Here is a 2,550-nt window from a genome sequence, read left to right as displayed (position 1 = left end):
CACGCTACCGCATTAATAAACAAGCGGTTGTCTTTCGCCACTCCCCCGTGCTTCCCTGCCTGTCCGGGCAGCAGTTCTTTTATCCGTTCCCACGCCTCGTCGCTTATATCGTGCCGGTGAATGCCTTCTTTTCTTTTCATGCTTCTATTTTACTTCTTTCCCTTTCTTTAGTCCACACTGCCTAGGGCAAGACAGAGGCGCTCGCGTGAGCGGTAGAGAGGCTTTACCTCTTTGCCGAGTTCTTTGAAAAAACACTGTAGTTTGGCAGTTCAAAAGGCTGTCTGTAGAAGTCCTAAAGATTACTTGTAGCACTTACAGCGGAAAGTCCAGCGCTAGATATTTGAATCTGGGCATTCGCACGGGGCAAGGCATAGAGGCAAAGCGAAAGTGCGGAAACTGCCCCGCTGCATGCAGAGGATTGTCTTTTTTCCGTAAATCTGCTATATATACAGAACTAAAATCGACAGTCGGCAGACGGTAAGCGCAAGAAAATCGTCAGCTTCTTCTAAAACCTGATATCCCGCAACTTGCCGCGGGGTTATTCATCGGTTGCGGTGGAATTATCTCAATACCGCTCTGTTGTTAAAAGTTATCTTTGCCGTTTTGTCGCGGTTACGCGTGCTGTTCAATGCCGACGGGGGCAGGTTTTATGCAAATCTTATTTGACAAACGTTTGCATCAGAGCGCGGATAAGCAAAACGAAAAAATATTCACCTTGTTTGTTTTGGTGTGCGGGATAATTGGCGTCTATATTTTCAAGCTGTTTTCCATGCAGTTTTTCGAAGGTGCAAACTACCGTTCCGACGCAACGAACGGTTTAAACCGTTCTAAAAAAGTTCCGGTACAGCGCGGTGAGATTTTTGACCGGAATGCTGTTTCTCCGCTCGTTAGCAACACGGATTTATTTACAGTCTATATAATGCCGAGCGAAATTCCAGAGGAGAACTATGATGCGGTTGTCAGAGAGCTTGCGAAGTGTTTGAACATGCGGAAACAGGAAGTTGACTCAAAGGTGTTTTCGTCGGGACAGAAAACGTTTGCCAGCATTGAGATAAAATCCAGTGTGCCGCTCGTAACTATTCGAAACATTGCGGAAAACAGTATCAATTTGCCTGGTGTATCGTGGCGCTCGAAGCTAGTTCGAAACACCACCGACATTGGCTCTTTATCGCATATTATCGGGTATACCGGGAATGTCGCCGACAACGAAATTAAGATATTGTATAGCAGTGAATCTATCGATACAAGTATCGTCGGAAAAACAGGCATAGAAAAACAGTACGATCTGCTTTTGCGAGAAGAAACGAAAAACGAATCGCGTATAAGGAACACGAAAAAAAATCTAATACCGGAAAATTTGACAATGAAAACGCCGGAAGCGGGCAAGAATTTGGTACTGACACTTGATACTCGGATTCAGCGGCTGGTAGAGACGGCACTTGGCGCGCGAGTCGGTGCGGCAGTGGCGCTAAAACCAGCTTCTGGTGAAATTCTTGCAGTGGTGTCATACCCATATTTTGATACCAATATACTCAGTTCCGCTCACACTGCGAGTAGCTATGCAGAATTAATGAATGTGCCAAACAACCCGCTGCTGAATCGTGTAGTAAATGCAGCGTATCCGCCTGCGTCGACGTTTAAGGTCGTCATGTCCGCAGCGTTGTTAGAAGAAAGAGCATTTTCGAAGGATAAAAAAATTTACTGCGAAGGGACACACTTCTATGGCGATAAAACATTCCACTGTCACGTATACCCTCGCGGGCATGGTTATCTTGATTTGAAGAATGGTCTTGCACAGTCATGCAATATTTATTTCTGGACCATCGGTACCGAATCGCTTGGCATTGATAAAATTGTTTCGTATGCACGAGAATTCAGGTTGGAAACAAATACCGAGATTGATCTGCCAAACGTTTCAGCAGGATTTATTCCAACAGCGTCGTGGAAAGAAGCGGGGTATCGAGAACGGTTTGTCGGCGGAGATACGATGAGTGTGTCGGTAGGGCAAGGATTCATGCTGGCTACACCTTTGCATATCGCTAACATAACAGCGATGGTCGCAAATAAAGGAAATATATACAAACCGCACCTCTTAAAAGAAGTTCGGAATTCAAAAAACGACGAAACAAATATAGAAATCAAACCGGAAGTGATGTATGAATCGACGATCTCCGTCGAAACATGGAAACTTATGCAGTCGTATCTTCGCTATGCAGTTACAAATGGTTCCGCACAGCGTCCGTTGACGAACAGCATGGTACAAATTGCGGGCAAAACAGGTACGGCAGAAGTTACGCAGTATAAGAACCAGTGGGGTTCGTGGTTCGTCGCTTATGCACCATTTAACGCACCGACGGAAAACGCAGTGGTGGTATGCGTGTTAGTTGAGGCAGTTAATACTTGGGAATGGTGGGCGCCTTATGCGGCAAATGTCATTTTTCAAGGGATTTTTATGAATCAGTCCTATGACGAGGCGCTTGACGCACTTGGTTTCAGGTCTCTGTTAAAACCTGCCGGAAGGCGGGAATAATAAAGAATCCCCCTCATCAG

General features: G+C 45.6%; 1 protein-coding gene and 1 pseudogene. One reads left to right on the top strand and one right to left on the bottom strand.

All coding sequences use genetic code 11. The features are described 5' to 3' along the window. A pseudogene (locus tag AWU74_RS10370) lies at positions 1-140 on the bottom strand (IS5/IS1182 family transposase); the annotation flags it as partial. 488 nt (positions 141-628) lie between these two features. On the opposite strand from AWU74_RS10370, the gene mrdA reads away from it, so the two are divergent. Next, the gene (mrdA, locus tag AWU74_RS04905; RefSeq protein WP_238580172.1) at positions 629-2,530 is read left to right on the top strand and encodes a penicillin-binding protein 2; all 1,902 of its coding nucleotides are present in this window, start codon (positions 629-631) and stop codon (positions 2,528-2,530) included. The last annotated feature ends 20 nt before the right edge of the window (positions 2,531-2,550 follow it).

Source organism: Treponema endosymbiont of Eucomonympha sp., assembly GCF_001028545.1.
Note: the sequence above shows the minus strand (reverse complement) of the source record. Positions and strands in the feature narration are given on the sequence as shown.